The organism is Streptomyces sp. NPDC097617, assembly GCF_044761485.1.
Lineage (GTDB): Bacteria > Actinomycetota > Actinomycetes > Streptomycetales > Streptomycetaceae > Streptomyces.
Window position 1 is genome coordinate 44,174 of the sequence record NZ_JBIWCL010000038.1, and the last position, 8,650, is coordinate 52,823.

An 8,650-nucleotide genomic window follows, 5' to 3' on the forward strand; every position below is an offset into this window, starting at 1 on the left:
TGGTACCTCCTCGGAATGCCCGAGGACATCGTGCGCGAGCGATACCTTGCACTACTCGCTGCTTTGGAGGAGCTGTCCACCCGCGGGCCCATGGCCACACTGGGGGACATCACCGCACAGCTCAAGAGCGTGGGCTACCACGACCCGCTGCCTGAGCCGGAGCTACGCGCCTGCCTGGACCACCTGGTCAAGAAAGAACTTGCCGAGCCCTTCCGCGACTACGCGGCCCCCGTCCGCAGCCTTCAAGGCCTGGTGGAGCGACAGGAAGCCTGGGCTCTGACCCGACGAGGGCGCAGTGTCGTCGCAGCCGCTCGCGCGGCGGTCGTCGACGTTTCGCGGGCCCTGCAGCTGCCCGGCCGGCTTCTCGACGGGGTGGAGCGAACGCTGCGCAGCATCCTCGGCCACCTGGACACCGACCACGGCTTGCTCCCGGGCGACATGGAGGACGTCCGTACCCGGATCGACGAACTGCAGCGAGTGACAGCAGATTTCTACGCCGCTCTCGCGAAGATGGTGCAGTCTGACGTCACCGACAACGAGGTGTTCGGCGAGAACCGGGACCGGGTGATCGAAGCACTGCGTCAGTTCCCCCGCGAATACGGCCGAGGCCTGCTACGAGTCGAGGCGGCACTGGACGAGCTGCGTGAGGCTGGCTACTCCCGGACGGCTGAGATCGCCGCCAAGCACGCTGGGCTTGTGGACGCAGCCGACCAGCAGCACTGGATCGACGAACGCGTCCGGCGCCTCACGGACCTGGAGGCATGGTTCAAGGCGGACGGCACCGTGCACCGGCTCATCAGCTCGGCCGGCGGAGCCGTCCACACACTGCTGGTTGCCATCGACCGCCGGTACATGGCCCGCCGGCGCGGTAGCGACCTGGGGGCTGACTTCAGGGCTCTGGCTTACAGTCTCCACCGCCAGCCTGACGAAGGCGAAGCCCGCCGGGTATACGCGGCTGCGTTCGGGGACTGGCCAGCCTGGCACGCCGTCGTCCGCGCCAGTGAGGAAGACGTCGCACACGGCACGCAGGCCCAGGCGGGTGCCAGCCGCCACGTTGTAGAGGTCACCTTGCGCGAACACGAACGGCACGGACCCACCACAGGCCGCCCCCGCAAGGTCCCCGACACCACCGCCGGGCGCACCGCTGCCCACGCGCAGGCACAAGAGGCCGCGCGACGCCGCCGCCATATGACAGGACTCCTGGCCACAGGCGGAGAGGTCGGCCTTGATCACTTTGCAGGGCTGCCCTCAGACGCCGCAGCCGTACTACTCAAGGCCGTGGAGGTCGCGCTCAGCCACTACCACCCCGCTAAGGGGTACGGGCAGGCCGACATCGACGACGCGGGTCTGCAGGTGACGGTTCGCCCCGGCCAGCCGCACACCACCATCACGGTCGAACTCGCGGAAGGCCGCCTGTCCGGACCTGACCTCAGGGTGTCCGTCGCACCGCTCGGCCAGAGCCCCACAGCGCAGACGCAGTCGGCGGCCCACACGGCCCAAGAGTCCTGGAGGGTGGCATGAACCCCGCTCTGCTCGACGCGGACCTGGGCGCAAGCGCCCGCCAGCTGATCGCGACTGGACGGCTCAGGGCTGAGAGTGACCCCGAGCAGTACCAGGCGGCCGTCAAAGGCCATGAAGACCTTGCTGAGTTCTTTCGAACCGAACTGGGCTGGACGATGGAACTCCACGAGGTCGCAAGCCTGGTCCGCCTCCACAAGCGCCGCAGCGATGTTCCGGCCGGCCGTGGGCCCCTGCTCGTCCGCGACCGGCATTCCCAAGCTCCCACGCTGGTGATGATCCTCGCGTGCCTGGCATGCGAGCAACTGTGGCGCCGTCCCCGGATGAGTCTCAGGGAACTCGTGCAGGCCATCGCGCAGGTCTGCGCGGCCGAAGCCAACAACGGGCGTCTGCCTCGCTTTCCCGTCGTTGCCTCGCACGACGTCAGCAAGAAGGAAGCCAGAGCGAACCGTCTGAGCCTCGCCGACGCACTCAAGCTGCTCGTCGAGGAAGGCACGATCAGCGTCGACGCCGACCTCGACCGCGCTCTGGCCGACGAAGACGGCGACCTGGTCGTCTCCGCCTCCCGCGACCGCCTGGCCGCCAAATTCTCCTCCCTGTCACCCACCTTGCTCGAACTGGGCGGCCTGCCGCCCGAAGAGCACGCCGCCGCCCTCTCGGCCGAGTCGCTCATGGACCACACTTCCGAGGCTCTGGACACCGCACCCACCGTGGAACAGCGACGCCTCAAAGCCATCCGCCGCCTCATCGACGACCCCGTCACAGACCCGCTCGATGACGACGCCGACACCACCGCCTACCTTCACAGTCTGACCGGACGCGAGCGCGCCCTGAATGTCGTTGCCGCCCTGGGCCTGTCCGCCACAGTGCGCCGGGACTGCTGGCAGATCACCGACCCCACCGGCCAGGCCAGCGCCGTGGACTTCCCCAACGGTCGCCGCATGGAACGCCAGGCGGCGCTCGCCCTTCTGGCCGCTCTTCCGGACCGTGACGACCCTGCTGCCCCGCTGCCACTCGCCGAAGCATCCGACCTGTTCACCCGCGTACGAGCGGACCTGCCCCGCTGGGCGGCCTCCTACGACCGCATGCCCGCCCTGGCCCGCGCCGCGGCCGCAGAACTGGTCAGCGTGGGCCTGCTGGCACCCGACCCCGAGAACCCCGACCAGTGGCAGCCCACCCCCGGGGTGCACCTGTGGCGCGTCCGCGTCCACCAGCCCGCCCCGGCCACCGAGGCCCGCGCCAACCCGGCGGCGACCACCCCCGCACCCCTCAGCGAGCAGAAGCCCCTCCCCGAACCCAACAGCGGTCTCGACCCCCTGCCCTCGCCCCGCCAAGGAGATGAAGGATGAGCATCGCCGAACACCCCACGCATCACCTCGGCCCCTCAGCCGCAGGTGAACTGGCCCTGGGCGTACCCGGTGCGCAGGACCGCTGGCAGCCGACCCGCGCCGGCATTGTCAACTCGTGGGCCTGGGCCGAAGAACACCTCTGGTTCTCCAACGGCTGGCTGGCTCTCGTCGGCCCGAACGGTTCCGGCAAGTCCCTCACCGCCTCCATGCTGATCACCGTTCTGCTGGACGCAGACACCTCACAAACCGCCCTCTCGGTCTCAGGGAAAGCGGCAGGTACCCTCACCAGCCGCCACACTGACTGGAACGACCGTGAAGACCGCACCGGCATCTGGTGGCTCGAGTACGGGCTGCGCGATACCGCAAGCGGCGCTACCGAGCACATGACCACCGGCCTGTGGCTGAGGGCCACCGGAGGCACCTTGCACCGGGCCTTCTTCATCGCCCGAGGGCGAGTGGGTACCGACCTCACCCTCGAAACGGACCGCGAACCCGTACGCCTGGAGGCTCTCGCCAGCCAACTGGCGAGCTGCCAAGGCGAGCTGTTCACCGACTCCAGGGCCTTGCGCGGCCAGGTCACACAGCTCACCCTCGCGGACGAACGGTCCTACCGGAAGGCCATCCGCAGCCAGCTCTTCGCTCCACTCAACGAAGTCCAGTTCGAAGCACTGCTCGCCGTTCTGCGCAGCCTGCGCAGTCTGCGGACCGCCGAGGGCATCTCCCCCACACGCATGCGCCAGGTCCTCACCGATGCCCTGCCGGCCCTCGACACCGAGAACCTCACGCTCATCGCCGAGGCGATGGAACGCATCGCCGAACTCGAAGGCAAATTGGAGCGCACCCGCAAGGAAGCCACCCTGCTGCAGGCCACCGACCGCAACTACCGCCGATACCTCAAGACCCTCGCCCAGACCGAAGCCGCAAGGCTGACCGCGGCCAACACCGAATTCGACAACCAGGCCCGCCGCACCAGGGAAGCCACCGATCAGCTCAACACAGCCGAGACCGCACACCAGGATGCCGAACGGCAGCGTACGCAGGTGCAGACCGACATCTCCCAGCACAAGGGACGCCTGGCAGCAGACGAGCTGCTTCTACGTGACCACGCCGGAGCGGACCTGCCGCACAAGGAACAACGCGCCCGCGATCTTGCCGCCGAAGCCGAAGCCGCCGCCACCCGGGCCGAGGAAGCCACAGGTGACGCCCAGACGGCTGAAGACAAGGCCGACAGCAGCCGTAGCGACGCCCAGGCCGCACAGCAGCAGCTCGACAGGCTCACCGACGGCGTGCGCACCAGCGTCACAGACCTCGGGGCGCAAGCCGCGTTCGAAAACCTCCTGGCCGCGTCCAAGGCTCTCACCGCGGCCCGACATGCTGCCGACGCGCCACTCGACACGGAGCGGCTACGAAGCCACCCTCAGGCCTGGTCCGAAAGCCGCATCCGCCAAATCCAAGACATCGAACATGCACTGAGTGGGCATCAGCACGCGCAGGGAGCCGAGCGGAGCGCTTCGAACGAACGGCGCGGCGCCGAGACACAGGAGGACAGCTGCCGCGACGAGGCCCGCGAGACCACAGCGCGTCGGCAGCATGCCGAAGAGGAACTCGCCACCCGCCTTCAGGCGTGGCAGGACACCGCCCCCTTGCTGGCCCCGATCCCGACCGGACTGACCGACCCGGCTCAGGACAGCGCCGACCGTATCGACACAGCCTGCCTCACCGACTGGCTCACCACGGCGGCGGACGCCGCCCGGGCGCGGATCGACCTGCCTGGTCACCAGCAGGCCACCGCAACCGCGGCCGCCCTCGCCCAGGCCGCAGCCCGCTGGGCAGAGGGGGCACACGAGGGTCACACGGCTGCACAGGCAGCCACAGCCGAAGCCGCCGCCGCTCACCACCTGGCCGAGGAACAGGCATGCGCCGACAACCAGAGGGACGAGACACATCGCACGCAGGCTCATGTAACGCACCAGCAGGCCGAGGACGATGCCCAGAGCGAAGGTGAGGCCATCCGTCGGGCGGTCAGTGGTGCCGAAGGCGCAGCCGTCCAAGCAGCCCGTGAGTGGGCCCTCGACGTTCACGCCTGGCGGGCCGGGCTCACCCATCTGGCCGCCACAGACATCCCCCTGCCCGACGTATCGTGTCCGGCCGCCGAGCTCGCCGCCCTGCAACCGGCGGAACTGGATCTCTCGGTCGCCCGCGCGCACGCCAACGCTGCACTGAGCCTGCAGCGCAGGGTGGACGCCGCGGAGCGGAAGGTACAAGCGGCCGCCGTCCATGTCACCGAAGTCCGGAATCAACTTGAGGAAAGCCGCCAGGCGGCGCCGGTTCCCCCACCCCCGCCCTGGCGTAGCCGCTCCCCGCATGACGGAGTTCCTCTGTGGGCCCTTGTCGACTTCACCCCCAGCCTGTCGGCAGGCGACGCGGACCGGCTCGAGGGCGCGCTACTCGTCGCAGGCCTCCTCGATGCGCTCATCACCCCCGACGGTGCCCTGGTCAGTGGCGACCTCACTTTTGCGTCCGGCGAAGCGGCGCCTGGGACCACGCTCGCCGATCTGCTGGTCGTCGAAGCAAGCCCGACAATCAACGCCCAGAGGGTGCACGACATCCTTGCCGCCATCACCGTGGACACCACAGAAGGTGACCAGTCGACCACCGGGAGGCTGGCACACGGGATCCTTATCGCCAGCGCTCCGGCCGGCTACAAAGCGTCCTACATCGGCCGAACTGCGCGTGAGACAGCACGCCAGCAGCGTGTGGCAATCCTTGAGGGGGAGCTGGCTGCTGCCCACAGCATTCTTGCCGCCGCAGGCGACGAATGCGACCGCCACCGCCAGGCGATCCACGACGCGGACGACGAACGCGACCGCGTCCCAACAGTCGCCCCGCTCCTGGAAGCCCGCGCTCATGCCGCCCGCCAGCGCCAGAGCGCCGACGCCGCCGAGCGCCGCGCCACTCAACTCATGGCCGATGCCCGCCTGACCCTGCACAACACGCTGGCCGCACTGGATGCCGCCGCGGCCACACGCACCGCTCGTCTCCAGGTCGCCGAGCGCGAGCACCACCACGCCCGGCAAGCGCAAACGCGGGCCGAAGCAGCAGCAGCCGCCGCCGAAGCCGCCAGCACCGACCGGGCCGCTGCCGCCCGGCGCGGTGAGGAGGCATACGCGCAGGCCTCCGCCGCCCAGAATGCAGCTGACACGGAACAGGCCGCCTTCCCCCGTGACGCCCTCGAGACAGTGGACCTTGCCCAGCAGAGCGAAGACGCAGCCGAACGGGACATGGCCCAGGCCCGCGCCGACACCATCAAAGCGACAAACCGCCACCAAGAGGCAAGCCAAGCCGTCAGTGAGGCGCTGCGCACACTCAACCGGGCCGCGACCCTTCCCGACGGCACCCTTCTACCCACTGATCCACAGCGGCTCCGAGCGCACCGCAACGCCGCCACCGGCCTTGCAGGCCACATTCATGCCTGGGATCACGCGGCGCACCGCGTCATCGACCTCCTCAAGCGTGCGGACGACGACCAGCAGGACGCCGAGACACGTCGCAAACGCCTAACAGTCGCCCGGCAGGAAGCCGACAGGACTCTGCGAAGCGCTCAAGAAGAAGCCGCAACCGTCGCAGAAATGCGCACCCTGTACGGCACCGAGTACGCCGAACTCGTCATGCACCGCGAAGCCGCCGCCCAAGCGCTGCAAAAGGCAGAAGAACGCGCCGTCGAGCTCCAGAGCGTCCAGCAGGTTGCCGACCGTGAGGCGGCTGCGGCACGAGCCGTTCTTGAAGCCATCGCCCCGCAGCGTGAGACCGCCGAACAGAGCCGAGACGCATGCCTGCGCCGCCTGGGCCTCCTAGTTGACGAGAGCCTGGCAGAGGTACCCGACGACGTGCCCACCGATCCCGCAGGCCGCCCCGCCAACCTCACTGCCGGACTGACCTGGGCACGGCATCTACTCACCGACGCGCCCGGCGGCACAGACCGCCTCACCGCCTTGACCCGACAGCGCGACCGGGAGATGACCACCCTTGAGACCAGCGCCCGCACCGCCAGCACCGCCCTGGCCCGCTTCGACCGGCAGGTCACCCTCATCAGCATCGAAGACACCCCCTGGCGGCGTGCCGTGGTCGCCGACCCGGCTGCCGTACGCGGAGAAGACGTCCACCTCGCCGTCCAGGCACTCAACGCCACAGCCGCCCAGCTCGAAGACGACCTGCGTGCCGATGTCAAAAAGACCCTCAAAACCAGTCTGTTCACCCGACTGCAGCGCGACATCCAACTACGCCGGCAAGCAGCTTGGGACCTGGTCGGCAAAATCCGCACCACCCTCGACGGCGTCCGCACCGGCGTCGCCGACGTCGGCGTCCAAGTCGCCTGGGCCGTCCGCGAGGATCCGGACGCCCAGCGAATGGTGGACCTGATTGACCAGCCGCCGTCCGACGAGACCTTCGAGCGGATGTACGACGCTCTGCGTCAGCGCATGAACGAAAAGGCCGGCGAGCCCTGGCCCGACCGGGTCGCCCACACCTTCGACTACCGGACCTGGCACGAATGGAAAATCTCCGTCACCCACGCATCCTTCGAAGCCGCAGGAAAAGAAAAGTTCCGCGAAGTCACCCCCCGCTCCAACCCACTGGAAGCCTTGTCCACCGGCGAACGACGACTGGCCACCATGCTGCCACTGCTTGCGGCCGCCTGGTCGATGTATTCCACGACCGGCTACCGCGGACCCCACCTGTTGTCCATCGACGAGATCGACGCAGCCTTCGACGACCCCAACCTGCGCCAAGTCCTCGCACTCCTGCGGTCCTGGGACTTCGACGTCCTGGCCACCGCTCCCTTCATGACCCCGCTGATCAAGAAAGAGACCCAGCACGCCGTGATCCACCAGGTCGTCACCACCGGCCGGCACCGCGTCACCGTGCCCTGGCTGTGGCAAGGCCACGGCGAACCCCAGCCGCTCACCCTCGACCTCACCCCTACACGGTCCCCGGACGCGCCGTGACAGCCGACCCGCACCTCATCGCCGTTGACCCCGACCTCGCACCCTTGTGGCAGACCGTCCACGACCGCCTCAGCGCCGGGAGCGCCCCGGCCGACATCGCCACGGTGACCGTGCCTGACCTCACGCCGGGTGCGGTGGCCGCCTTGCGGTCCTGGCTCGATACCACCGCCCAGCGCCGTAGCGGCCGTACCTGTGTACCCCAGACCTCCGCAGGCGGCACCAGAGTTCCGGTGCGCGCTCTCCTCACAGTGCTCGGCTTGCCCGTGGAAGCGCTGCAGCCGCTGGTTGAGCGCGCTGTCGGCCGAGGCGTCGTCAACCGCAAGAACCACCGCCTCCGGTCCGCCTCGCTCCGCCAGGAACTCTGGCAGTATGCCGAAACCCGGCTCCCTCACCTGCCGCAACTACGCGCACGAATGAAATCCTCCGGCCTCGAGAACGGCGCCGTCGAAGAAACACGCCGCCTTATCGACTCCCTGGCCGACTTGACCCGCAAATTGCCGAGCACACCACCACGCGCCCTGGCCAAACTCGCCCACGACCATGCAGGCGACCCCCACTACTTCGACCTCGGCACCCTGCCCGGCCAACGCCTCATCTCTGCGATAGCCGAACTCACCAACCAGCCGGAGCCATCCCGCCCTGATCACCTACGCACGCTGCTACTCGGGCAGGGCATCATCGCCGATGGGTGCAGATCTTGTGAGGGTGCCTCGTTGGGGTGATCCGCAGGGGTTTGTGATGTGACGGTGCGGAGCGGTCTCTACCGTCGGCGAGGTGAGC

At 68.8% G+C, this 8,650-nt stretch carries 4 protein-coding genes; all 4 read left to right on the forward strand.

Annotated features, from left to right (window positions below; genetic code table 11):
* The first annotated feature begins 15 nt into the window (after nucleotides 1-15).
* Genes ACIQZO_RS37745 through ACIQZO_RS37760 form a run of 4 tightly spaced genes read left to right on the forward strand, consistent with a single transcriptional unit; the run spans nucleotide 16 to nucleotide 8,592 of the window.
* Nucleotides 16-1,521, forward strand: coding sequence for a DUF2397 family protein (locus tag ACIQZO_RS37745; protein ID WP_403635550.1), 1,506 nt, complete (start codon nucleotides 16-18; stop codon nucleotides 1,519-1,521).
* Entirely contained in the window at nucleotides 1,518-2,867 is a 1,350-nt protein-coding gene (locus ACIQZO_RS37750) for a DUF2398 family protein (RefSeq protein ID WP_403635552.1), read from the forward strand. The genes ACIQZO_RS37745 and ACIQZO_RS37750 overlap by 4 nt, the downstream gene beginning before the upstream one ends.
* A complete protein-coding gene (locus ACIQZO_RS37755) occupies nucleotides 2,864-7,870 on the forward strand; it encodes an SbcC/MukB-like Walker B domain-containing protein (RefSeq protein WP_403635554.1) in 5,007 nt (1,668 codons plus the stop codon). Before ACIQZO_RS37750 ends, ACIQZO_RS37755 begins: the two co-directional genes overlap by 4 nt.
* Nucleotides 7,867-8,592, forward strand: coding sequence for a TIGR02679 domain-containing protein (locus tag ACIQZO_RS37760; protein WP_403635556.1), 726 nt, complete (start codon nucleotides 7,867-7,869; stop codon nucleotides 8,590-8,592). The genes ACIQZO_RS37755 and ACIQZO_RS37760 overlap by 4 nt, the downstream gene beginning before the upstream one ends.
* Nucleotides 8,593-8,650 lie beyond the last annotated feature (58 nt).

Coding starts and splice junctions, on each gene's coding strand:
- ACIQZO_RS37745 (WP_403635550.1), top strand. CDS start 16: ATGCCCGAGGACATCGTGCGCGAGCGATACCTTGCACTACTCGCTGCT.
- ACIQZO_RS37750 (WP_403635552.1), top strand. CDS start 1,518: ATGAACCCCGCTCTGCTCGACGCGGACCTGGGCGCAAGCGCCCGCCAG.
- ACIQZO_RS37755 (WP_403635554.1), top strand. CDS start 2,864: ATGAGCATCGCCGAACACCCCACGCATCACCTCGGCCCCTCAGCCGCA.